Annotated in this window: 23 protein-coding genes and 1 pseudogene; 16 read left to right on the top strand and 8 right to left on the bottom strand. The window is 53.3% G+C overall.

All coding sequences use genetic code 11. From position 1 onward, the window contains the following. Window positions 1-18: 18 nt before the first annotated feature. The 3 genes from iadA to KHS78_RS00570 all read right to left on the bottom strand — a co-directional run bounded on the left by iadA (window position 19) and on the right by KHS78_RS00570 (window position 1,963). Window positions 19-1,155, bottom strand: a complete 1,137-nt coding sequence (gene iadA / locus KHS78_RS00580) for a beta-aspartyl-peptidase (protein WP_211824189.1) — start codon at window positions 1,153-1,155, stop codon at window positions 19-21. A gap of 173 nt (window positions 1,156-1,328) precedes the next feature. Continuing rightward, the gene (locus tag KHS78_RS00575) at window positions 1,329-1,742 is read right to left on the bottom strand and encodes a cereblon family protein (protein ID WP_211824187.1); all 414 of its coding nucleotides are present in this window, start codon (window positions 1,740-1,742) and stop codon (window positions 1,329-1,331) included. 2 nt (window positions 1,743-1,744) lie between these two features. Continuing rightward, window positions 1,745-1,963, bottom strand: coding sequence for a YheU family protein (locus tag KHS78_RS00570; protein WP_211824185.1), 219 nt, complete (start codon window positions 1,961-1,963; stop codon window positions 1,745-1,747). Window positions 1,964-2,210: 247 nt separating this feature from the next. On the opposite strand from KHS78_RS00570, the gene rbsD reads away from it, so the two are divergent. The 6 genes from rbsD (at window position 2,211) to KHS78_RS00540 (ending at window position 8,215) form a co-directional block, all read left to right on the top strand. Beyond that, the gene (gene rbsD / locus KHS78_RS00565; protein WP_211824183.1) at window positions 2,211-2,630 is read left to right on the top strand and encodes a D-ribose pyranase; all 420 of its coding nucleotides are present in this window, start codon (window positions 2,211-2,213) and stop codon (window positions 2,628-2,630) included. Continuing rightward, window positions 2,630-4,144, top strand: a complete 1,515-nt coding sequence (gene rbsA / locus KHS78_RS00560) for a ribose ABC transporter ATP-binding protein RbsA (protein ID WP_246505962.1) — start codon at window positions 2,630-2,632, stop codon at window positions 4,142-4,144. Before rbsD ends, rbsA begins: the two co-directional genes overlap by 1 nt. A gap of 14 nt (window positions 4,145-4,158) precedes the next feature. Continuing rightward, entirely contained in the window at window positions 4,159-5,169 is a 1,011-nt protein-coding gene (gene rbsC, locus KHS78_RS00555; RefSeq protein ID WP_246505960.1) for a ribose ABC transporter permease, read from the top strand. A gap of 106 nt (window positions 5,170-5,275) precedes the next feature. Further along, complete coding sequence (gene rbsB / locus KHS78_RS00550; protein ID WP_211824181.1) at window positions 5,276-6,187, top strand: ribose ABC transporter substrate-binding protein RbsB; 912 nt, start codon at window positions 5,276-5,278, stop codon at window positions 6,185-6,187. An 80-nt stretch (window positions 6,188-6,267) separates the two neighbouring features. Then, a complete protein-coding gene (gene rbsK / locus KHS78_RS00545) occupies window positions 6,268-7,197 on the top strand; it encodes a ribokinase (protein ID WP_211824178.1) in 930 nt (309 codons plus the stop codon). Then, window positions 7,130-8,215 carry a substrate-binding domain-containing protein gene (locus KHS78_RS00540; RefSeq protein WP_211824176.1) on the top strand — a complete coding sequence of 362 codons (1,086 nt, stop codon included), beginning with the start codon at window positions 7,130-7,132 and terminating at the stop codon, window positions 8,213-8,215. The genes rbsK and KHS78_RS00540 overlap by 68 nt, the downstream gene beginning before the upstream one ends. A 15-nt stretch (window positions 8,216-8,230) precedes the next feature. Here the strand turns inward: KHS78_RS00540 and KHS78_RS00535 are convergent, their stop codons facing one another. The 3 genes from KHS78_RS00535 to KHS78_RS00525 form a co-directional block, all read right to left on the bottom strand. Further along, entirely contained in the window at window positions 8,231-9,142 is a 912-nt protein-coding gene (locus tag KHS78_RS00535) for a hypothetical protein (protein ID WP_211824174.1), read from the bottom strand. Window positions 9,143-9,276: 134 nt separating this feature from the next. Continuing rightward, window positions 9,277-10,020, bottom strand: coding sequence for a tRNA (N6-threonylcarbamoyladenosine(37)-N6)-methyltransferase TrmO (gene tsaA / locus KHS78_RS00530; RefSeq protein WP_211824172.1), 744 nt, complete (start codon window positions 10,018-10,020; stop codon window positions 9,277-9,279). Between the two features lie 80 nt (window positions 10,021-10,100). Beyond that, window positions 10,101-11,252 (bottom strand): MalY/PatB family protein, encoded by a 1,152-nt coding sequence (locus KHS78_RS00525; RefSeq protein WP_211824170.1) that lies wholly within the window; start codon window positions 11,250-11,252, stop codon window positions 10,101-10,103. A gap of 154 nt (window positions 11,253-11,406) precedes the next feature. Here KHS78_RS00525 and KHS78_RS00520 point away from each other — a divergent pair, with 154 nt between their 5' ends. The 3 genes from KHS78_RS00520 (at window position 11,407) to KHS78_RS00510 (ending at window position 14,849) form a co-directional block, all read left to right on the top strand. Further along, window positions 11,407-13,815: a CRTAC1 family protein gene (locus KHS78_RS00520; RefSeq protein WP_211824167.1), complete on the top strand. Its 2,409-nt coding sequence runs from the start codon at window positions 11,407-11,409 to the stop codon at window positions 13,813-13,815. A 276-nt stretch (window positions 13,816-14,091) separates the two neighbouring features. Further along, a complete protein-coding gene (locus KHS78_RS00515) occupies window positions 14,092-14,514 on the top strand; it encodes a DMT family transporter (protein ID WP_211824165.1) in 423 nt (140 codons plus the stop codon). Window positions 14,515-14,516: 2 nt separating this feature from the next. Beyond that, complete coding sequence (locus KHS78_RS00510) at window positions 14,517-14,849, top strand: DMT family transporter (RefSeq protein ID WP_211824163.1); 333 nt, start codon at window positions 14,517-14,519, stop codon at window positions 14,847-14,849. A 72-nt stretch (window positions 14,850-14,921) separates the two neighbouring features. On the opposite strand, the gene mnmH is transcribed toward KHS78_RS00510, so the two are convergent. Beyond that, window positions 14,922-16,037: a tRNA 2-selenouridine(34) synthase MnmH gene (mnmH, locus tag KHS78_RS00505; protein ID WP_211824161.1), complete on the bottom strand. Its 1,116-nt coding sequence runs from the start codon at window positions 16,035-16,037 to the stop codon at window positions 14,922-14,924. 268 nt (window positions 16,038-16,305) lie between these two features. Between mnmH and KHS78_RS00500 the strand changes: the two genes are divergently transcribed. The 7 genes and pseudogenes from KHS78_RS00500 to KHS78_RS00470 all read left to right on the top strand — a co-directional run bounded on the left by KHS78_RS00500 (window position 16,306) and on the right by KHS78_RS00470 (window position 22,881). Next, complete coding sequence (locus KHS78_RS00500) at window positions 16,306-17,241, top strand: substrate-binding domain-containing protein (RefSeq protein ID WP_211824159.1); 936 nt, start codon at window positions 16,306-16,308, stop codon at window positions 17,239-17,241. A gap of 259 nt (window positions 17,242-17,500) precedes the next feature. Continuing rightward, a complete protein-coding gene (gene thrS, locus KHS78_RS00495; RefSeq protein WP_211824157.1) occupies window positions 17,501-19,435 on the top strand; it encodes a threonine--tRNA ligase in 1,935 nt (644 codons plus the stop codon). Window positions 19,436-19,444: 9 nt separating this feature from the next. After that, window positions 19,445-19,996 (top strand): translation initiation factor IF-3, encoded by a 552-nt coding sequence (gene infC, locus KHS78_RS00490; RefSeq protein ID WP_425513951.1) that lies wholly within the window; start codon window positions 19,445-19,447, stop codon window positions 19,994-19,996. 141 nt (window positions 19,997-20,137) lie between these two features. After that, complete coding sequence (gene rpmI, locus KHS78_RS00485) at window positions 20,138-20,329, top strand: 50S ribosomal protein L35 (protein WP_211824155.1); 192 nt, start codon at window positions 20,138-20,140, stop codon at window positions 20,327-20,329. Window positions 20,330-20,371: 42 nt separating this feature from the next. Then, a complete protein-coding gene (gene rplT / locus KHS78_RS00480; protein WP_211824153.1) occupies window positions 20,372-20,728 on the top strand; it encodes a 50S ribosomal protein L20 in 357 nt (118 codons plus the stop codon). A gap of 356 nt (window positions 20,729-21,084) precedes the next feature. Beyond that, a pseudogene (locus tag KHS78_RS00475) lies at window positions 21,085-21,976 on the top strand (IS5 family transposase). A gap of 395 nt (window positions 21,977-22,371) precedes the next feature. Then, window positions 22,372-22,881, top strand: coding sequence for a DUF1439 domain-containing protein (locus KHS78_RS00470; protein ID WP_211824151.1), 510 nt, complete (start codon window positions 22,372-22,374; stop codon window positions 22,879-22,881). A gap of 35 nt (window positions 22,882-22,916) precedes the next feature. On the opposite strand, the gene KHS78_RS00465 is transcribed toward KHS78_RS00470, so the two are convergent. After that, window positions 22,917-23,729, bottom strand: coding sequence for a lipopolysaccharide kinase InaA family protein (locus KHS78_RS00465; RefSeq protein ID WP_211824150.1), 813 nt, complete (start codon window positions 23,727-23,729; stop codon window positions 22,917-22,919). Window positions 23,730-23,823: the final 94 nt, after the last annotated feature.

Raw genomic sequence — 23,823 nt, 5'->3', positions numbered from 1 at the left:
TGGCTTTGGTCAAGTGATTTATTCAAAGGTTCCTTGGGTAATTAACTCATTATCCTTAAGTAAAGCCTGACCTTTGCTAATAACATTAGCAGGAAGCGTCTTTTCGTTGAAAACGATTAAGTCGGCACTAGAGCCAATCTGGATGCTTCCTTTAGTTATTCCCAAGGATGCGGCAACGTTTTTGGTAAAAAAGGCAATCGCTTTTTCAAACGGCATGCCAGATTCCCTTAATTTCGCAAGGGTCTTGATGCAGGCATTCACTGGAGCTGCGGTGATGCCTGTCAGTGTTCCTGACTGATTAAAGACCGGCATACTGCCATTGCCATCAGAACTAAAGGTGATCTGGCTGGCGGGTACCCCTGCCTCAAGCGCCTGGTACAGCAAATCGACAGGATCGGCATAACTGGCGTCAGGCGTCATATCGATGTAGCCACCACGCTTGGCAAAACAAATAGCCTCATCAAAAACGTGAGGTGCACGGCTGACGTGGGTTGGTGAGAAATGCTTGATGGACAGACCTTTATCGAGCAGGGCATTGATCTGTGCAAAGGGCTGCGCCAGTTCGCCCATATGGATGTGCAGCAGGCCTTTCTTACCGGCGATCATGCCAGCGATACGAATGTCGGCCACGATACGCGCCAGTTCATCCGTGGTGGGAAATGAGCAACGGTGATCAGCGAGGGCAATCTTGACGCCCAATACATTATCAAGGAATACCAGGTCATCACGAATGGCGCCGGTGATGGTGCGTGTTGGCACTTCATAGGAGCCGGTGTGCATATAAGCAGTGATACCCTCTGTTTCCAGCGCCTTGGCCTTGGCAAACAGGTCCCGCTGGCTGCGGGTGGTGCCGTCAGTGCCCATGACACCCACCACCGTGGTGATACCCGCCTGCGCCAGCTTGGACAGGGTGACTTGGGGGGTACGGCTGTGGAACCCGCCCTCACCGCCACCACCAATGAGGTGGATATGCTGGTCAATGAGCCCAGGGGCGAGAATGGCGCCTTCCAGGTCCATGATGTCGCATGGGCCAGGCAGACCTGTGCTGTCGATGTGATCGGCGATATGGGCGATGAGATGCTGGCAGATCAGAACATCCTTTTTTCCCATCGGTTCCGGTGCATAGAGATTGGCATTTTTCAACAGCGTGAACATGGACAGCTTCCCATCTGGTCAGGGTATGTTTCATCGAATACCCCGACTATCCGTGATCTATCGATGGAACGGAAGTGCGCAATCCATTGAGTTGATGCCAAACCGGCAATAACAAAGTGAGCCTGTGCTGATATGTGTCATTGACGGTTGGTCTGCTATGGATATGGCAGGGGTTATGGTGTAGGTATCAGGCGGTTATGCAATAAGCCAAAAAAGGTTGGCAATTGCCCGGAAAAGTACCAGCCCAGATGGATTTGGCAATGGTTGCAGTTGGCGATTTGCCAGGCATAGCCGCTGAACCAGCTGTCTGTGGTGACGGGATCACCGATGACCCGGCATCCGGGGGCTGCGTTGAAACAAGCAAAATGGAAAAAGTAGCCATGGGGATTACATTGGCTATGTCGGTGGTTGCCGGCCATGCTGATAGCGCAGGCTTCTGTCGTGACAGGATTCAGGCAGTGGTGGCAGGCCAGTTTCTTCCTTGAGTGTGCAGAAATATCTTCCTGATCTTTTACCGGGTTCTTTACAGCGTCTTCAATAATGCCGTCCAGAAAACGGTTGATCTGATCTGTACCAGCCGTTGCCATGATCAAGCCATGGCCACGGAGTCTGCCGGGACGATGTTCACCGTTTCTGTGACATCATCATAAACGATCACAACCTGCCTCAATGCCAGTTGATTCATCACCGAATTGACCCGCTGTTGCAGGGAGGAATCATCGCCATTGTCAGTGCCGTTACGTGTGACGAATTCTTCCACCAGGTTTTTCAGTGTTGCTTCTTCCAGCATATTGGGCTGAATAATCATGTGCATTTTGCCTGTGCGGGGAGATAGCGTGACAGTTTATCAGAAGGCATGGTTGTCCGGCAGCGACTATCCTGTGTGTTCATGTGTTGTTCGAATCTGTTGGCAATCGCGTTGCCTGACGTTTGCAGTTGTTGTTTTTTGATCTGCGTCAATGGCGCAGGAAAAGTGTCTGATTTATAGTCCGCATCCATTCAGGAAAACGTTTGCGTAAACGTTTTCTCTCATCACCGCAGTACCGTGATAACGCATGAAGAAAGGCAGACTCCTCAATTCCGAACTGTCCAGGCTGATCGCTTCACTGGGGCATGGCCAGTCTGTGACTGTTGCCGACGCCGGGTTGCCGATTCCGCTTGGCAGTCACCGTATCGACCTGGCTCTCACTGAAGGGGTGCCGGGCTTCCTCGAAACCCTGGAGGTTCTGCTGGCAGAAATGCAGGTGGAATCCGTCATTATTGCCAAAGAAATGGCCGCTGCCAGCCCGGAACTGTATCAGGCGCTGATGTCCCGTATCGGTCAGCTTTCTTCAGAGCAGGGGCAGCTGGTGGAAGTGCTGAAACTCTCCCATGAAGCTTTCAAGGCAGAGAGCCATGACTCAATGGGTATTGTTCGCACGGGCGAATTCACTCCTTATGCCAATATCATCCTCAAGTCCGGGGTTGTGTTCTGATGCCGGACAGAAGCGTGCAACCTGTCCTTGAAATGACGGGGATCGTGAAAACCTTTCCCGGCGTCAAGGCGTTGAATGAAGCGACTCTGCGCGTCTATCCGGGGCGCGTGATGGCGTTGCTCGGGGAGAATGGCGCGGGCAAGTCCACCCTGATGAAAGTCGTGACCGGTATCTACAGCAAGGATGCCGGTACGCTGACTTACCAGGGCAAAGAAACCGTTTTCAAAGGCCCCCGCGACTCTCAAGATCAGGGCATTGCCATTATTCACCAGGAACTGAACCTGATCGGTGAACTGTCCGTTGCGGAAAATATTTTTCTCGGCCGTGAGCCCGTCGGGCGTTTTGGTCATATTAATCGGCGCAAAATGCTGGCGGATACCGCCGCGCTGCTTCAGCGTCTTGATATGAACCTTGATCCAACCACATCGGTAGGCACACTCAGTATCGGCGTGCAGCAGATGGTGGAAATTGCCCGTGCACTCTCCATGGAGTCCCGGGTGATCATCATGGATGAGCCGACCGACGCATTGACGGATACGGAAACAGAAAGCCTGTTTAAAGTCATCCGGCAGTTGCGTGAAGAAGGTCGGGGGATTGTGTATATCTCTCACCGCCTGAAAGAGATTTTTGAGGTCTGCGACGATGTGACCGTATTGCGTGATGGTGAGTTTGTCTGCGAATCGCCGGTCAGTGAACTGACGGAAGATAGGATCATCGAAAAGATGGTCGGCCGCAGCATTACCGATCAGTTCCCGCGCCTGGTGTGCGATGCCGGTGACTGGGTGCTGGAAATCGAGGGGCTCAGCGGCCCCGGTCTCGATGATGTCAATTTTGGGGTGCGGGCTGGTGAAGTGCTCGGCATTTCCGGCCTGATGGGTGCGGGCCGTACAGAGCTGATGCGTACGCTGTTTGGCGCCAGACCGCATACGGAAGGTGTGATCCGTGTCGGCGGCGAGGCGGTTTCTATCCGGTGTCCGGCAGATGCACTGGCCCACGGCATTGTCTATGTTTCCGAGGATCGTAAAGGGGATGGGCTGGTGCTTGATCTTCCCGTCCGGGAAAACATGACGCTGTCGTCGCTGGCGCAGTTTACCGGTCGATCCCGTCGGCTGGATTTGAATGCTGAAATGGTCAGCGTCAATGATTACATCCGCTCCTTCAATATCAAGACGCCGTCGTCCAGTCAGCTGATCCGCAATCTCAGTGGCGGCAATCAGCAGAAAGTGGCGATCGCCAAAGGGTTGCTGAATAACCCGCGGGTGCTGATTCTGGATGAGCCGACCCGCGGCGTAGATGTGGGTGCCCGCAAGGAAATCTACCAACTGATTAATGAGTTCAAGCGTAAGGGCATGAGCATTATTGTTGTGTCGTCTGACTTGCCGGAAGTGCTGGGTATCAGCGACCGGATCCTGGTGATGCACAACGGTCGCCTGACCGGTGAATTTGATTACCACGAAGCCGATCAGGAAAAACTGATGCAGTGCGCCGTTGGCCGTCGCACGCAAGCACTGTGAATGTTGAGAGAATTATGAGTAGTAAAGCAATGTCGATGGCCGACCATCAGAAACCCCTGGTAAGCCGGTTATGTCAGCGAGTCTGCAGCCGCCAATTCCTGTTTGATAACAAGTCAGTGATTGCCCTGCTGGTGTTCATGCTGGTGGTCTCGCTGTTCAGCCCCAGCTTTTTCACCGTTGATAACCTGTTAAATATCCTGCGGCAGACGTCTATTAACGCAATCATTGCCGTGGGGATGACGTTTGTCATCCTGACCAGTGGTATTGACCTGTCTGTGGGGTCGGTACTGGCGCTCAGCGGCGCCGTCTGTGCCACCTTGATCGGTATGGATGTGAATATTGTGCTGGCGTTGACGGCAACGCTGGCACTGGGTGCCATGCTGGGTTGCGGCAGTGGCCTGATTGTGGCCCGTGGCGGGGTGCAGCCGTTTATCGCTACATTGGTGACCATGACCCTGCTGCGCGGGGTGACCATGGTCTATACCGATGGACGTCCGATCTCAACTGGATTTTCGGCCACTGCCGATGCGTTCTCCTGGCTGGGTACGGGTTATTTTCTCGGCATTCCACTGCCCATTTACCTGATGGCCATCGTTTTCGCGGTTGCCTGGTACGTACTGAATCACACGCGTCTTGGGCGCTATGTGTACGCCTTGGGGGGTAATGAAGAAGCGACCCGTTTGTCCGGTATCAATGTGAACCGGATCAAACTGGCGGTGTATGGCATCAGCGGTGCCTTGTCAGCCCTGGCGGGCATCATTGTTACAGCCCGTCTCTCTTCCGCCCAGCCGACGGCGGGTGCCAGTTATGAGTTGGATGCCATTGCGGCGGTAGTGCTGGGCGGCACCAGTCTGGCCGGTGGACGGGGCCGGATCATGGGCACACTGGTTGGCGCATTGATTATCGGTATCCTCAACAACGCGCTCAATATGCTCAACGTGTCGTCTTACTACCAGATGATTGCCAAGGCAGCTGTGATTTTGCTGGCAGTCCTGGTGGATACCCGGATGGGAAAAAAGGCGTGATGCTGGATTACTGATACCAAACCCTACTACCCGAGAGATAGTGGGGTGTGTTCTGAAGGCTTTTCACTAGACGGAGGAGTACAGCCCTGGCGCTGTTCTGGATACGATGAAAAAACTGTTGTCTGTTGTACTGGCATCGCTCTTCATCCTGGCTGGTTGTAACCAGCAGGACAGTGATAAAGATGCATCTGCCGAATCTGCAGATCAGCCCAAAACCCTGGCGCTGGTGGTTTCAACCCTGAATAACCCGTTTTTCGTCACCTTGAAAGAAGGCGCGGAAAAGAAAGCGGAGGAACTGGGCTACCAGCTTCTGGTATTGGATTCGCAGAATGATTCAAGCCGGGAAATGACCAATGTTGAAGATCTGCTGGTGAAGAACGTGGATCTGGTGTTGCTAAATCCGGTGGATTCCGATGCGGCGACCAGTGCCGTACGCCTCGCCAATAACCGCAATGTTCCGGTGATCACCCTCGACCGCGGTGCGACCGGTGGCAAGGTGGTCTCCCATGTGGCGTCAGACAATACCGCCGGCGGTGAAATGGCCGGACGGTATATCGTTGAGAAAATTGGCAGTAACGGCAAAGTGATCCAGCTGGAAGGGATTCCCGGTACCTCTGCTGCCCGTGAGCGTGGCCAGGGGTTTATGCAGTCTCTGGGTGGTACATCTGTTGAAGTCGTGGCCAGTCAGCCAGCAGACTTTGACCGGACCAAAGGCTTGAATGTGGCGGAAAACCTGCTGGAAGCGAATCCGGATGTGAAAGCGATTTTTGCCCAGAATGATGAAATGGCGCTGGGTGCACTGCGTGCGGTAGAAGCGCAGCAGATGGATATCATGGTAGTCGGTTTTGATGGCACCGAAGATGGTGTTCGCGCAGTGGCCAGTGGTGAAATGGCGGCAACGATCGCTCAGCAGGCAGACATGATTGGTGAAGTGGCTGTTGCGACGGCGGACAAGGTTTTAAAGGGCAAGAATGTGAATGCCTATACCCCGGTCGAACTGCAACTGATTGCCAACTGAGTGTGATTGATATCAGGCCGGCGATGGGCAGGATGCGTTCCTGACAGGCGCCGGCTTTTTTGTATCCAGGAAACGGAACAATGAGCAGTAAGAAAATTCTGGTCCTTGGCAGTGTGAATGCTGACCATCTGGTGCGTGTGCCACGATTGCCAAAGCCGGGTGAAACGGTGGCCGGTAAGGACTATGAAGTTATTCCCGGCGGCAAGGGCGCAAACCAGGCGGTGGCCTGCGCACGACTGGGTGGGCAGACAGCCTTCATCGCTTGCGTTGGTGATGATGCCTTTGGTACAGACATGATTCAGCGTTTTCAGGCGGATGGTATTGATACCCAGGCGGTATGCCAGATTGCTGATCAAACGACTGGTGTTGCCCTGATCTGTGTGGATAACCAGGCAGAAAATTGCATTGTGATTGCCCCGGGCGCGAATGCCAAGCTGACGACCAGCCGGGTACAGGCGCAGCACGCGTTAATTGCTGACAGTGATTACCTGCTGATGCAGTTGGAAACGCCGCTGGACGGTTTGCTCGAAGCAGTGGAAATTGCCCATAACGCTGATGTTAAAGTTGTGTTGAATCCGGCGCCAGCCAAAGCCCTGCCGGATGAACTGCTGCTTCGGATCGATATGATCACCCCGAATCAGACGGAAGCAGAATTGCTCACGGGGATTCCGGTCAATGATGTGGTGGGTGCAGCGGAAGCGGCAGGCAAGCTGCATGCAATGGGTATCACTACTGTGGTGATTACTCTGAGCAGCCAGGGTGTCTGGATTTCGGAAAAAGGCAATGGTCGTTTAGTTGAAGGCTATTCCGTTACCCCGGTAGATACCACCGCGGCAGGTGATACGTTCAATGGCGCCATGCTGGTTGCACTGGCCCAGGGAGAAAGCCTGGACAAAGCGGCTAATTTTGCGAACGCCGCTGCTGCGTTGTCAGTGACGCGCCATGGTGCGCAGCCCTCCATTCCTTCCCGTGAAGACGTCGAACAACTCGTCGCTGATAACCAACGCTGATATGGCCACGATCAAGGATGTGGCGAAAGTGGCGGGGGTATCAATTTCCACGGTCTCGCACGTATTGAATGGAACACGGTTTGTCAGTCCGGATACAGCGGAAAAGGTGATGTCTGCCGTGGCTGGGCTGCATTATGCACCCAGCGCGGTAGCACGGAGTCTTAAGCAAAGCCGTACCCGTACGCTGGGTATGCTGGTGACCCGCAGCGCCAACCCGTTTTTTGCAGAAGTGGTGCAGGGGGTTGAGGATGCCTGTTATCGCAAAGGTTACCAGCTGCTCCTCAGTAATACGGCGAATGATGAACAACGACAACTGGCCTGCCTGCAATCACTGGTTGAGCGTCGTGTGGATGGCCTGATTCTTCTGTCCATTGCGGATACGCCATTGTTGCGGCAACAACTGGCAACACTCAGTGAGATGCCTCTCTTACTGCTCGATACGGACATTGCGGGTGTAAAAGCGTTACGTGTTAAGGGTGATGCCAACAAAGGCGGTTATCAGGCGGCCCGTTGCCTGCTGGCACGGGGGCGGCGTGAGATTGGTTTCATCGGTCATACGGCTTGCCATCCAGTCACTGAAGAGCGATTACAGGGCGTCAGGCGCGCGGTTGCTGAACAGGGAGTTGGCATACCGGACAGCTGGGTCATTGACGGGAACCTTGACTGTGAATCCGGTTATTCAGCGATGCGTCGTTTACTGCATCTGCCCGAACGGCCGGATGCAGTGATTGCCGCTAACGACCTGATGGCCATGGGGGCAATGCGCGCGATACAAGAGCAGGGCTTACGCATTCCCGAAGATATTGCCCTGGTCGGTTATGACGATATTGCATTGACCGCCTACACGAGCCCGCCACTGACGACCATCCGGCAGTCTGGTGACAAGATGGGGCAGATGGCGGCGGAGGTGTTGATCGCAGCGATTGCCGGGGACGGTGAACGTGAGCACTCAGTGGTAATTGAGCCAGAGCTGGTGTTGCGGGGTACGGTGGCCGCTGCTGCCCAGAGACCACACTGAATAGTCTCATGTCACTCATTCGTTGAATGACAGAGTCTCAGTGATAACGGCGGTCGCCTTGTCGAGGCGTTTACCTGTTCGTTCCGTGGCCGTAACGAACAGGTGTGACGCATTGTGCCGGTAGTCCGGCACGCTTTCACCACTTTCCAGCGTGCCAGGTTCCGTAAAGGCCAGGTAGGTGCGAGCCTTGTCCAGTGGCAGGCTCTGCAGGGTCTGGTTACTGAGGAACAGGCCGCGGCTGGCTTTCTGCTCAAGGAAAATAAACTCCCCTTCACGCAGTTGAATACCTATTTCCGACCAGTTTTCCCCCTTGGAATAGATCGTGTGGCGGCCCGGTTCGACGGGAAACGCCAGGTATTCATAATGCTGGGTATAACCCACCCGGTCTTCCGCTGTCTTGCCGTTAAGGTAAACCTCAAAATGATTCAATACGCCGGTAAAGTGGGGGCGGATCACATAGACCATCGCCTGCCCCTGCTCTGGCAATGCAGCTGGATTGGCTTTTTCAGGTTCAGAAGGGGCGGGCATGCTGCGGACGATTTCATCCGGCAACAAGGGATGGATGTCATCAGGCATCAGGGACAGGGCATAAAGCGCACCGTCTTTGGTCAATTCTGTTGTTTTGGCGGTTCCATCGGAGACCGTCGTACGGACGGTTTCAGGAATCGCATCACGGGTCGCGCTCAGCCCATTGCCAATCAGGCTGGCGGAGCTGTCAAACAACCAGTAGATGGAGCGTCCTACTGCTTTAAGGCCATTTCGAGCAGGTCTCGAATAATAGGCGAAATCCTTCAGTTCCTGTTCGGCATCGGGAGGTGAAGGGGGTGCCGGTTGTGTTGCGGCCGTTGTCGATGGCGTGTTAACCGTGGCGCAGCCGCTCACGCCAGCAGTAGTAACCAGCAGGGATAGGATAATGGCTTGTTTCATGATCGAATCCGACCCGTCTCAGGACAGGTTTCTTATTATTGTCAGTCACTGACGACCCAGGCTTAATATGTCAGACCTGCTGTGTCAGTGACAGGGTATGCTAACTGTACCTTATCCGATCACGGGTCGAAAGATTATGTAGGACTTTCGTGCATCATCTCGACAGTTTCGATGGCTGTTACCAGAAAGTGGTCGTCATTGGCCTGCCAGCGGACATTTCTGTCCCACAGCTGTATACCATGGCTACGGCCCGGTCGACGTTGAAGATAGGCCGGTCGAGGGTCCTGTGACAGCACTTGCTGAACGAGTGTTGCCAGGGGGCGACCCGTAAGCTGTTCGTAGTCTTGGCAGGCGAGCGTCGCTTCGGGTGAAAAGCGGACTTCCCGCATCTGTGGTGGCTCCGGTGCAAATCCACACGCTGCGTCAGCGACGGCATCCGCCCAGGGCAGGTAAGGTTTGATGTCGACAATTGGCGTGCCATCAAGCAGGTCACTGCCTTCCAGTTCAAGGATAACCTTACCCTGTAGTGTATCAATGCCTTTGAGTTTCACCACTGAGAGTCCCAGGCCATTGGGGCGGTGTGTGGATCGGCTGGCAAAAACGCCGACCCGGGTTTCGCCACCCAATCGTGGTGGACGAATGGTGGGACGCCAGCCTTCCGCGAGGGTCTGGTGGAAAATGAACTGAAGCCAGAGATGGGAAAAGCCTTCCAGCCCCTGGACGGCTTCCGGCCGGTTAAACGGCGGCAGCAATTCAATAAAGGCGGTTGCGGCGGTTGCAAGCCCGGGTTGGCGGGGAATGCCGAATTTTTCCCGATAGCAGGAGTGGACGATACCAATGGGCTCAAGGGTGTAAACAGACGATGGCGATTGTTGCACAGGAATCCTGCTACCAGCATAAAAACAGAACGATGTCCCAGCATACTGTGAAAGTACGACTGGGACACTACGAGACAGTCCTAAATGTGTTTCGTCAATGCGGCACGCATCCGTTCAAGGGCTTGTTCCAGTTGGCTTCTCGGACAGCCGAAATTCAGGCGCAAGTAGTCGGGATCGCCAAACTGGGCGCCGGGCGACAGACCGACACCATGTTGTTCAAAGAAACCTTTCGGATCTTTCAATCCCAACTCGGCCACATTGATCCAGGCGAGATACGTCGCTTCCAGCGGCTGCATGGAGAGACCGGGCATATCGTTAATGGTCTGGAGCAGGTAGTCATGATTACCGCGCAGGTAGTCCAGCAGCGCCAGACGCCAGGGCTCGCCGTGGGTGTAAGCCGCTTCGGCGGCGGTATAGCCGGTGATCATGCCATCAGCAGAAGGAACGATACCGGCTTTTGTCTTGTTGAACTGTTTGCGGAGTTCCGGATCAGGGATGACGGCAAACGCACAGGCCAGGCCGGCAATATTGAACGTTTTGGATGGCGCCATCAGTGTAATCGAGCGTTCCGAGCTGAAGTCACTCAGGCTGGCATAAGGGATATGCTCACGCTCACGGTCAAGTATCAGGTCACAGTGAATTTCGTCGGAACAGACGACCAGATCGTGCCGACGACAGAAGGCTTCAATCGCCTGCAATTCTTGCCGGGTCAGTACGCGGCCATTAGGGTTTTGGGGATTGCAGAGCATGAACAGACGGGTGTCGCTGGTGATACGACCTTCCAGTTCATCCAGGTCCAGTTGCCAGCTATTCTCCCCCTGACGCCAGTTGGCGCTGATCATACGACGGCCACCTTGCGGTGGTGCCAGCAGGAAGGGGTAATACACTGGCACCGGAACGGCCACGGTTTCTCCCTCTGCAGCGACGGCGCGTACGGCAATATTCAGGCCACAGACCGTACCGGGCAACCAGACCAGCCAGTCCGGTTCAATCCGCCAGTCGTACAGGTTCTGCAGCCGGTCTACGACCCGTTGCACCAGTGCATCACTGGCATGGGTGTAGCCGAATATTCCGTGCTCAATGCGCTCGTGGAGGGCTGCGATGATTTCCGGCGGTGAGCGGAAGTCCATGTCCGCTACCCACATGGGCAGGATGTCCTGGTCCTGGTAACGATCCCATTTCAGGCTGTTGGTCTGGGTGCGATCCACCACCTGGTCGAAAAGTGTTGTCATGATAGCCGTGATCCTGATGCGGGCTGTTTTGTTGTTGCCTGTGGATTCTAACCTTGTAGCGGGGACAGGGTCACCCATGTTATCGGTGTGTCGCTTTATTAAGAGGGTGCTTTAATAACAGTGATACCCAATGCTCCAAGGATAAGGTGTGTTCATGGATGATTACCCTGTAGCCGGTCGTCGTTGCCTTTTATTCTTTGTCGGTTGCCTGTTGTCAGTGCTGTGTGTGTTTCCTGAGGTCAAGGCGCATGAAGATCATGCGCATGTCGAAGAAGAGCCTGATAGTGCCACCGTGTCGTCGGGTGATGGTTTTCTCAACCCGTCTGAATCGATTGTTGCACCTGTTGCCAGTCATAACGACTGGGATGACCCTTTTCTGATTGGGGCGGTTGCGACCGTTAATACGGCCGATCTCCCCAGAACGCCGAAATCGCAGAATTTTTTCCCGACGGAAATCTACGATGACTGTAAAGCGGCCAGTGCTGAGGGTGAAAATGCCGATGCGCATTATATCCGCACTATCATCAGCAAAGTTGTTATCCGCGATGAGCCTTTCCCGGGCATTATCTGCTTCATGCATGAGTCGGATTATTATGACCGGCGTAATGAGTTGCAGCAGAAAATCGCAACCTATATTCAACAGTTGCCTGATAGCGAGCAGGTTAGGGCGTTGGAGAACTATGCCTGGCTGATGATGTACCTGGGAGAGTTCAACACTGTACTTAGATTGTTTGGGCCATCCGGTCAGTACAATCCGGTTGCAGAAAAGAACGGCTCAATCATTTTTGCGATTAGTCAGGCTTATTTCCGGCTGGGGCAATACCGGGAGGCTTATCCCTATGGTGTTCGCGCCAACCGTCTATTGACCGACTCAATCCTGGATACCCGGTGGCATGTGATGTTGATAGAGTTGGGGCTGCAGGGGCGGCGTTTTCTGGATGAACCCGATACTGGCACTTACGGCAAGTCCTCTATCCGGCACCTGTTTCCATTTCGTGATTGGGAGTCGTTTCCCTTTGAAGATGTAACGGAGGCGATGGGCATTGATCGCTGGGGAGGCACCGGCTCCATTTCGTTCATTGACCTGGATAATGACAACTGGGATGAGTTGGTCTGGGAGCGAAAATACATGCCGCCCCAGATCTATAAGAACCTGAAAGGCAAAGCCTTCCGTAAGATTCCGGCAGATGACCTCGTGGCCAGCCTTGGTAGCCCGATCATTTTCAGCGCCGGTGATATGGATAACGATGGACGACCTGATCTGTTCAGACATTGCTGCAATTACGATGGCCCCGGTCCGACTCAGGTTCTCAAGAACATGGGTGACCTGACGTTCAAAGATGTCACGGAGTCATCAGGGCTCGGTCATAACGAGGGTTCCGGTATGGTGGTGGCTTGGTCAGACTATGATTTGGATGGTTATCTGGACATTGTCATTGCGGATAATTGGGGACCGAATCGCCTCTACCGGAATCGGGGCGATGGTACGTATGAAAACACCACAGCCAGTGCCGGGTTGAGGACAAAGGCGACAGTCGGCATCAGTTTCGGGGATTATGACAATGATGGCTGGCCGGATATCTGGGCTCAGGGGTGGGATGCCAAGTGGCTGTATCGCAATAATCGAGATGGTACTTTCACTGATGTCAGTGAAGAGGCTGGTTTAGGCGAGCAGTTAGGTCAGAAAGGTTATATGTCTTTTATGTTCGACTACAACAATGACGGTCATATGGATTTGTTTGCCGGGCAGTACGTGGTGTCGTCTGATGAAAAGTGGGGGTTTGGCCCTATCTGCACGTGCAGCAACCTGTTGGCGGATGAAGGCTATTCTGAGCGGGAATGGCAATCAGCGACCACGATTTTCAAAAATAACGGTAATGGCACATTTACCAATATCGCGGCATCTTCCCGATTTATCCCGTTAGGCATGATGGGCTCCAATCATGGTGACTGGAATAATGACGGCTATGAAGATTTGCTGTTTGGCGCCGGTGGGCCTTATATGCAGCAGGCTGAGCCTTTCCTGTTTTATGAAAACAATGGCGACGATACCTTCACCAACATTACACCGTTTGAGATGTTGTCACTGTTTGGCAAGGGCCACGGCTCTGCTTTTACCGATTTTGACCATGATGGTTTCCTGGATGTGGCGACTAACAATGGCGGTGCAGCGCCCGGGGATCTCTGGCCCAGCCTTTTGTTGCGCAACAAGGGCAATGACAATCACTGGCTGAGAATAAAGCTCAAGGCGGAGCTGCCGGATACCAATGCCATGGCGGTCGGCGCGCGAGTAACCCTCTATGCCAATGATATGTTGCAGGTGAAGGAAGTGCAGTCCGGCGGACAGTTTGGTGCAACGAATTCCCTGGTGCTGCATTTTGGTCTGGCCAAGCATACAAAGGTGGATAAGATTGTCATTCGCTGGCCTAACCGGAAGCTGCAGGAAACCGTGATTGAAAACCTGGATGCCAACCAGGAAATCGAAGTTTCACAGCGCACAGGCAATTACCGGGTGCTGTGGGCAAAACCACCGGCTATCCTGCAGGTGGGTAAACGACGTTGATCTTTCATGGCAGTCATGGCGGGTGTTTTTACCGTATTCCCCGCCATTGCAGTGTTTGACCGGAGCGGTTAGGCTCTGGCGTTAATGGGATTACCCATTCACAGATTGAGTATGTATTGGATGTACAGTCTTCTCGCCTTCCACAAAGCTGAACGCTACTGGCGCTCAGAACTTTAGCTCACCACCTGCTCACCGGGTGGATAAGCCTTGCAGGCTTACCTGCCGTTTCGTTTTCTGATTCTCAACCATTCACTACTGTGTGACGCAGGTGTCATCATGTATTACTGGCTTATGCTGCTGGCGGCGATTGTGACCGAAGTGGCCAGCACCTCGTTTATGAAGCTCGCGGCGGAACAGAATCCCTGGCTTGGCTATAGCGCCATGGCGGTTCTTATCTCCCTGTCCTATTACTGCCTGGCGCAGGCGGTGCGAAAAATCCCCCTGGCCTTGGCCTATACCATGTGGGAAGGGATTGGGCTGCTGTTGATCAGTGGGATTTCCTGGCTGTTCTTTCACGAAACTTTCTCAACATGGAAACTGGTGGCGATCGGTTGTCTGCTGACAGGGTTGGTTTTGATGAATCTTGGCGAAAAGCTGGCCGAAAAGTCAGACGACAGGGAGAGACTTGAAAATAACCCGTGCAGTGAAGTGCCGAACTCGGCAGTGCTGAGTGATCTGTCTGTAGAGGGGGTTGCATAATAATGAATAACGTACCTGTTTTTGCCCTGATGCTGGTGGTCGCTGCTTCAGCCTGTGATGTAGTGGGCAACGTCATGACAAAGTTGTCGGATGGTTTCCGCCACAAGTTACTGGCGGTGGCGGTGATGGTGGTTCAGATTGCCGCGTTTGGTTTTCTGGCCCTGGCGATACGCCATATTGATCTCAGTGTCGCCTACGCGGTCTGGGGTGGTCTTGGGATCATTGCAACAGCGATCATTGGTCGGTTATTTTTTCACGAGACTCTGCACCCGGTGAAAGTGCTGGGTATTGCGTTTACGCTGGGAGGATTGGTGGCGATGAAGTTGGCTATCTAGATCTGCTGGCAGGTTTCAGAAAGTGCTCAATACAGACGTACTGCGATAGTTGCGCAGTACGTCTTTCGTCGCTTATGCGGCTGCGCTTTGGTTGGGCAGGTTCTCCATCACCCACTGGCGGAGAGTATTACGGTCTCCTTTTAATACGACTTCACCTTGTTTGTTGGCTAGCTGATATTCGTACATGGGGTCGTAATAGTCTGCCAGCAAGGTACGAATCCAGTCTCTGTGACGTGCGACTGAACCGTTGCGCTGTTCGGTCAGAGCTTGTTCCATAGTCGCGCGCAGCTCCTGATGACGGGCGCCGCCCAGGCGTTTGCGAATCCTGTCCAGGCTGGCCAGAAGCGCCTCGGCATAATGTTCGAAACCTTCCTCCCCGTATGCAGCGATATTCTCTTTGAGGTTTTCTTCCACATACTCCTCAAGGGTAATCTGCACGCGGTATTCCAGATCTTCTTCCAGAAGCAGAATGGGCGCAAGTTGCATCTTTTCCCGGAATTCCTGGCTGAGGCTGCAACGGCCAATCAGTTTGCTTTCGTCTTCCAGGATGACCGTGCCCGTCCTGAAATGCCGTTCTTTCAACAGCGCGACAGACAGGGCGTTTTCAAAATCAATCTGGTTGGGCTGGCCGCCAATGCGACGTCCGAAGCTGGAGCCACGGTGGTTGGCCAACCCCTCAAGATCAACATGGCCGGGGAGGGTGGTCAGTAACCGGGTTTTGCCGGTACCGGTCTTGCCGCTCAGGATAAAGAAACGACATTGGTTGACGGAGTGCTCCATCTCATCAATCAGGAATCGGCGCAGTGCCTTGTACCCGCCCGTGACCAGCGGATAGTCGATACCCTGTTCCCGAAGCCAGGCCTGTACGGTGTGGGAGCGCAGGCCGCCCCGGAAGCAGTAGAGGTAACCTTCCGGATTGTTTTGGACGTATTGCATCCAGGCGGCGATGCGGGCATCACGTTCCTGACCGCAGACCAGCGCGTTGCCAAGCGCAATGGCGGCCGTCTGCCCTTGTTGCTTGTAGCAGATGCCAACCTGTTCCCGTTCCCGGTCATTAATCAATGGCAGGTTGGTTGAATGGGCAAACGCACCTTTGCTGAATTCCACCGGTGCACGGACGTCCATGAGCGGGCGGTCGTTCAGGAAAATGTCCAGGTAATTGTCAGTGTTCGGGCGTTTGTTGGTCATTTATTCAGGTCGGCAATGATCATAGTGTGGGCATTGTATCAGTAGCGGGATAATACACTATACGGACAAAGGGCAGCGTCGATTTTGAAAACACGTGGTCAGGCACGTGTCTTTCAGCGGTTGAATACGACAGTCAACGCGTGCTGACGGCGTGTCTGTCGATTTGCAGGCTACACTGTAAGCTCCTGAGCAAGCCTGGTGTGAGAAAGTGATGAGGTGCATCAGCAGGTACACGCTGGCTATTTGTCTTTATTGCAGCGCTGATACCATGGCTGTCGAGCAAGGTCAGCCGCCCGCAGGGAAAACGGTGGAGCCGCTGCCAGTGATCGGGCTGGTGCTGCATGGGCTGGATGGTCAGCTCTACCAGTCGGTGGAGAATACGGTGAGAACCTACCAGCAGTCCGCCAAGCCACCCTTCAGGCTGAATGCAGGTGGGGCATTGCAGGAAGGGGATGTGGATGTACAGCGTGCCTTTTTACGGCAATTACTGGCAGGTCATGTGTCGGGTATTGTTCTGGCGCCCGCTGATGATCAGGCGCTGTTACCTGAATTGCTTCAGGCCAGAAAGAAGGGTGTGTGTGTCGTCAATATTGGCAGTCGGCTGGATACCCGGTTGATGGGCAATAAACAGCTGGTCATTCCCTGGGTTGGTCCGGATAACCGGGCGGTAGCGAAAGACGTGGCGGACCTGGTGGCCAGTCGACTTTCGCCGGGCGATCAGGTGGCCATACTGGCGGGCCGACCAGGTGATACCAGTTCCTTCGAGCGGGTGACGGGGTTTCGGCATGCACTGAAAGCGGCGGGTTTGAAAGTGGTCGCTATTGAAGCTGCAGGCTGGCAACAGGATCGGGCTGAAAAGATTGTGGCTGGGTGGTTGAAAAAATACCCCAACCTGAAAGGGGTTGTTTCAGCTGGCGACAATATGGCCGTTGGTGCCCTGATAGCGATTGAGGCGGCTGGCCGGCAAAACCATATTGTGGTGACAGGGTTTGATAATCTGATGTCGGCACGTCCCTGGTTGCGCAATGGTCAGCTGTTGGCGACCGTGGAATGGTTTCCTGAAAAACAGGGCATCTACGGTATCAATAAAGCGATGGGCAATTGCAAAGGCAATCAGTATACGCCGGTGGCGCTGGTGACCGCTGAGAATATGGATCGCTATCCATCGCCGGGCATGAGTCGAAAGGTGCGCTATTTCTGGTAGCAATGACGGTGTCGGTTTTCCACAGTGTGCAGGGTGAATGGCCGTGTTACTTTTACTGTTTCCCGTGTTTGCGGTTGACAATTTTTCTGTAGCCCGTATAACAACTTCTTTTGTATGCCTGCCTGATTCTATTTGTTTTATTTGTCTGTGGCCTGTTGCTAATGATGCTTCAGATAACAGACATGATGTCGGCAGGCAAAACGTTGAGCCTCATGCGGCCCTTGGTACGGGTCGCCACTGACAACACTAAGGACCCCTGATGCCCGTAATTACCCTTCCTGATGGTAGCAAGCGCCAATACGATAACCCTCTGACTATCCTGGACGTGGCTGCCGATATCGGTCCCGGCCTGGCCAAGTCGACCTTGGCTGGTCGTGTGAACGGTCAGCTGATGGATGCCTGTGAAACCATCAGTGATGATGCTGAACTCGCAATCATTACTCCCCGCGACCCGGAAGGTCTGGAGATTATCCGCCATTCATGCGCCCACTTGATCGGTCATGCGATCAAGCAATTACGCCCGGATGCCAAAATGGCGATCGGACCGGTGATCGAGGAAGGTTTCTATTACGACATCGATACCGATGAGCCTTTCACACCGGAAGATCTTCAGGTGCTGGAAAAGCGGATGCAGGATCTGATTGGCAGGAATTACGACGTCATCAAGAAGTGGACGCCAACAGCGGAAGCCCGCCGACTCTTCGAAGAGCGTGGTGAAACCTACAAGATGGAAATCATCGACGGGATGGATGATTCCGTTGAGCAGGTGGGTCTTTATCACCATGAAGAATACGTGGATATGTGCCGTGGCCCCCACGTACCCAATACCCGTTTCCTGAAAGCGTTCAAACTGACCAAGCTGGCCGGTGCCTACTGGCGGGGCGATAACAAGAACAAGATGTTGACCCGTGTCTATGGTACCGCCTGGGGCGACAAGAAAGAGCTCAAAGCCTACATTAAGCGTATTGAGGAAGCGGAAAAGCGGGATCACCGTAAGCTGGCGAAGAAACTGGATCTGTTCCACCTGCAGGAAGAAGCGCCAGGCATGGTGTTCTGGCATCCGAACGGCTGGACCATCTACCAGGTGCTGGAGCAGTACATGCGCCAGAAACAGCATGATCACGGCTACCTGGAGATTAAAACGCCGCAGGTGGTTGATCGTAGCCTGTGGGAAAAGTCCGGTCACTGGGACAAGTTCAAGGACGACATGTTCACGACCAGTTCCGAAAACCACGACTTTGCCATCAAGCCGATGAACTGTCCCTGCCACGTCCAGGTATTCAATCAGGGGCTGCGCAGCTACCGTGACCTGCCGTTGCGTCTGGCGGAATTCGGTTCCTGTCACCGTAACGAACCGTCTGGTGCGTTGCACGGCATCATGCGCGTGCGTGGCTTTGTTCAGGATGATGCGCATATCTTCGTGACCGAAGACCAGATCCAGAACGAAGTGTCTGACTTCATCGATTTCCTGCACGAAGTCTACGATGACTTTGGTTTCGAGAATCTGATCTACAAACTGTCCACTCGCCCGGAAAAGCGGGTCGGTTCCGATGAAAGCTGGGACAAGGCGGAAAAAGCCCTGGCCGAAGCCCTGGATGCGAAGGGTTTGCCCTGGGAAGAACTGCCCGGTGAAGGTGCGTTTTATGGTCCGAAGATTGAGTTCTCCCTGAAGGACTGCCTGGGTCGTGTCTGGCAGTGTGGCACTGTACAGGTCGATTTCTCCATGCCGGGCCGACTGGGCGCCGAGTACGTGGACGAGGATGGTGAGCGCAAGACCCCGGTCATGCTGCACCGTGCAATCCTGGGTTCCTTTGAGCGCTTCATCGGTATTCTTATTGAACATTACGAAGGCCGGTTCCCAATCTGGCTGGCGCCGGTGCAGGTCGCGGTGTTGAACATCACTGATGCACAGGCCGATTACGTCACTGAACTGGAAAAAACCCTTAAAGAACAGGGTTTCCGGGTAAAAGCGGACTTGAGAAATGAGAAGATCGGCTTTAAAATCCGCCAGCACACGATTGAACGTGTACCTTATCTCGTTGTTGTAGGGGATAAGGAAGTAGAATCCGGCACTGTCGCCGTCCGTACGCGTTCCGGGGAAGATCTCGGTTCCATGACGATCGAAGCATTCCAGGGAATGCTGGCGGCAGAGATTGCCAGACGTGGCCGTGTAGCGACGGCTTCCGACGAATAGACAGGAGATATAGCAATTAAACGTCCTAACCCACGGGATCGGCGGCAGGCACCTGCTGCACCGATAAATCAGAATATTCGTGCACAAGAAGTACGTCTGATAGACGCTGATGGCCAGCAGGTTGGCATAGTCGCATTCCGTGACGCTCTCGAGCAGGCCGTTAGTGCTGGACTGGACTTGGTGGAAATCAACGCGACCAGCGAGCCACCGGTCTGTAAAATCATGGATTATGGCAAGCATCTGTACGAGACAAAGAAACAGAAAGCGGTTGCCAAGAAGAAGCAGCAACAGACCCAGGTGAAGGAAGTCAAATTCCGTCCCGGGACTGAAGAAGGGGATTATCAGGTAAAACTGCGCAACCTGATACGTTTCCTTGAAGAGGGCAATAAGGCCAAGGTATCGCTGCGATACCGCGGTCGGGAGATGGCTCACCAGGAGCTGGGCATGGAACTCCTCAACCGGGTTGAAAAAGACCTGGAAGAAGTGGGTGTCGTGGAACAGCGTCCGAAGATGGAAGGCCGTCAACTGATCATGATCCTTGGACCCCGAAAGAAAAAGTAATTCGGTAAACCGGTAAACCTGTCCGGTCTCACGGTCGGACAGGTTTCCTTTTTTCGGAATACTTTGTTTTTTTATCAAATCGGCATCGGGTTAACCCTTCCATGGAAGTGGGACCGATCGCCCAAATGCGGAGTTTTAGCAATGCCTAAGATGAAGACCAAAAGCGGAGCTGCCAAGCGCTTCAAGAAAACCGCCAGCGGTTTCAAGCGTAAGTCAGCCTTCAAGAGCCACATCCTGACCAAGATGACCACCAAGCGTAAGCGTCAGCTGCGTGGCACCAATCTGGTGTGCCCTGCCGACAAGCCGCTGGTTGAGCGGATGCTTCGCGTCTAATTGTCTATTTGTTCAGTTTAAGGTTTTTGGAGAGTTAAGCTTATGGCACGTGTAAAACGTGGTGTCGTCGCCCGTCGTCGTCACAAGAAAGTACTGAAGCAGGCCAAAGGTTACTACGGCGCTCGTTCACGAGTATTCCGTGTAGCCAAGCAGGCGGTTACCAAGGCTGGCCAGTATGCCTACCGTGACCGTCGTCAGCGCAAGCGTCAGTTCCGTGCACTGTGGATCGCCCGTATCAACGCCGGCGCCCGTGCAAACGGTCTGACCTACAGCCGCATGATTGCGGGTCTGAAGAAGGCCAACATCGAGATCGACCGTAAGGTTCTGGCTGATCTGGCTGTCCACGAGAAGGGTGCATTCACCCAGATCGTAGAGCACGCCAAGGGCGCTCTGGCCTAACGGCAAACGATTTCCGTCAGCACACGAAAAAGGGAGAGTCCGCCAGCTCTCCCTTTTTTATTTGTATGCTGTCATATCTGAGCGATAAGAGATGCTTGAGCCTTCCGAATCATACTCACACCATCTCAGATATTGATCTGCAGCTTCCATTACTGACTTTTGTTGACTGATTTTTCTTTCCTCGCCTTCTATGTGATGTATTTCATTAGTAATGAACCTGCGATTAGTCCCCAATAATAAGTTAATCTCCACTCAGCCTTTGCCGGAGATTAGTCATGGACTAACAGCTCAGCTTTTCTGGCTCAGAATTTACTCAAAAGCGTCGCCAGACCCGCAAAGAAATATTTCTTGCCCGTATGGATAAACTGATTCCCTGGCATCGTCTTGAGGCCATTATTGAGCCTCATTACCCCAAATCCGGTAATGGGGCTTAGACCTTACCCGTTATCCACCATGCTCTGGATACACTGCCTTCAGCAATGGTACAGCCTCAGTTATCCGGCCATGGAAGATGTCCTTTATGAAATTAGGTCCATGCGATTATTTGCCAGATTATCTCTGGATAAAGCAATTCCAGATCGCACAACCATTATGAACTTTCGACACCTGCTGGAGGCTCACAATCTGGCTCGGGCTATTTTCACGGACGTAAACCAATGGCTGACAGAGTCTGGTATCGTTCTGAAAGAAGGTTCACTGGTCGATGCCACGATCATCGAAGCTCCGACATCCACAAAGAATCAGACGGGGCAGCGAGATCCTGAAATGCATCAAACCAGAAAGGGAAATCAATGATACTTCGGCATGAAAGCACATATCGGTGTCGACGCCCGTACAGGTTTAATCCATAGCCTGACGACAACGGCCGCTAATGAGCATGACCTTAATCAAGCCAGTAACCTGTTGCATGGTGATGAACAGTTTGTCTTTGCTGATGCCGGCTCCAGAGGAGCTGAGAAGCGAAAAGAGCTCAATACAGACGCTGTACAGTGGCATATAGCCGAACAACCAGGCAAGTTGAAGAGACTCAGGAAACATCCTCGAATCAATAAAGTCATTTTGAAAACGGAATACCTTAAAGCCAGCATCCGGGCCAAGGTGGAACATCCCTTCAGAATCATCAAATGCCAGTTTGGATTTATCAAAGCCCGTTATCGGGGACTTCGGAAAAATGATGGCAAGCTGGCGATGTTATTCGCTCTGGCAAACATGGTTAGACTGGATCAAATGATTCGGATGCAGGGTTAATGTATCCGAAAGCCGGAAAATCGGCTTCAATGGCAAGAACCTGAGTAATTTTCAGGTTGGATAATAGTGAATTAATGACTTTTCATTCACTGTGTTTCTTTAACGTTACTTGCTCGCAGGTTCCCTAATATATTTATTCTCTATTGATATTAAAAGGTTGACCGTTATTGGAAATAGAAACTCATACCTTTGTTTGGTTGTCGTATTTAAGGATGGATAGTCTGTTGATCCAGACATGTTCAGTTGGGTACAAATCGGTAGTCAACAGGTTCTGGTTTCCGTTAAGCTCAGATGCTGGTTTCTGATTGAAGGGGTGGTACGCTGTGTCGGTAATCAACCGGTTGGTTGTTTGTGTTGTAGTTTTGCTTACATTGTCGGCATGCTCGAACTCTGAAGTGACGTTGCCGGAGCCGAAGTTTCAAGCACTGGTTAACAGCCAGTTTCAGGCACCGCGCCTGGTGGCAGTGGATCTGCCAGCCAATATCCGTTCACAGCTCTATTTGGATACGCCGTCTATCCATTTTGATCGAAATGGCGATAGGGTCAGTTTTACCCTGAAGGGTCGGTTTGATGTGGATCTCGCGGGCGCCCTGCTGACAGAGCCTGCCCCGATCACACTCACGGGTACAGCACGGTTGATTTTCAGCACTGCAGAGCAGGCGGTTGTTCTGGATGATATTACCATCAGTTCGGCTGACCTGGATCTTGGGCTGGATGCCATTCAGCCTTTGCTCGGGGGCGGTTTGGCGTCGCTGATTGGTAGCCGGTTGGATCCGTTTTATCTGATATCGGTACCGGAAGACAGCGCCATAGGGCGTGTGATGGTCGAAGGGCCTGTTTCCATGGTGATCATGGACGGCGAGTTAACCCTGCGCCCCAAAAAAGACAACGCCCAAAACAGTTGACCGGGAGGCTCTGTCATAGGGCGATAGTGGGTCATTTAATCCCGGTAAAAGTCAGGCAGCCGCTGCTTTTTGTCTTTCAGGGCTTTCAGTAGCCGTTGATGCAGGCGTTTCCCGCCCGGGACTACGCCTTCACCGAAATAACAATCCAGCAGGTAGTGGATGTGAGACAGTGAGAAGCCTTGGGCGTGACGCATAAAACACTCCAGATCCTTGAAGCGTCGGATATGGTTGATGGGCTGCCATCGCGCCTTTTCCAGATCGATCAGGCGGATAATTTCGGGGTTGGCATCCAACAACGCGTTGACGATTGTGTCGCTCGTCCGGACAAAGATATGGTTAGGGTATAGGCAGTAATGGGCAAGGCCTTGATCGTGTAACCTGTGCGCGACCTGGGCGATGCTTTCCAGTACCCGTTGAATGGTGGCCTCCGGTTGGGTGGGGGCAATAGTGCGGTACCAGTCAAACAGGTTCACGTAACCCTCCAGTGCCAGTGTGATCAGGATAGCCTGGTCATTGTTCTCTGAGCGGCGTTCACCAAAATAGAGGGGTGTCAGGGTCGGGATGTCATGTGACCGAAACAGCCGGATATTATGGTATTCACGCTGAAAGGTTGGCACCCCGCGGATCGGGTGCAGTAGTTGCCGGGTGTTGTGGTTTTGCTGGCGCTTGATGAAAATCTGTAGTGGCTGGTCGCCAGGCAGGGTGTAACGGCTCACACCGCTCCAGCCATCCCGTCGCTCATTGACGGGCTCAAACCAGTCCAGCTTGAGATCCCACAGGCTGGCAAAGTCACCCAGCCCCTGTTGGGCGAACAGGTTGGCAATATCCTCGTTGAGAAAAGACTCCATGAATAGGGGATCCCGTATACTGACTGCTGAAAAAACAGCGGGCATTATACACAAAGCCTTGAGATATGGCCGACTGACCGCTGAAGTTTATCGG

It is taken from the genome of Kistimonas asteriae, assembly GCF_018263925.1.
Taxonomy (GTDB): Bacteria; Pseudomonadota; Gammaproteobacteria; order Pseudomonadales; family Endozoicomonadaceae; genus Kistimonas; species Kistimonas asteriae.
Note: the sequence above shows the minus strand (reverse complement) of the source record. Positions and strands in the feature narration are given on the sequence as shown.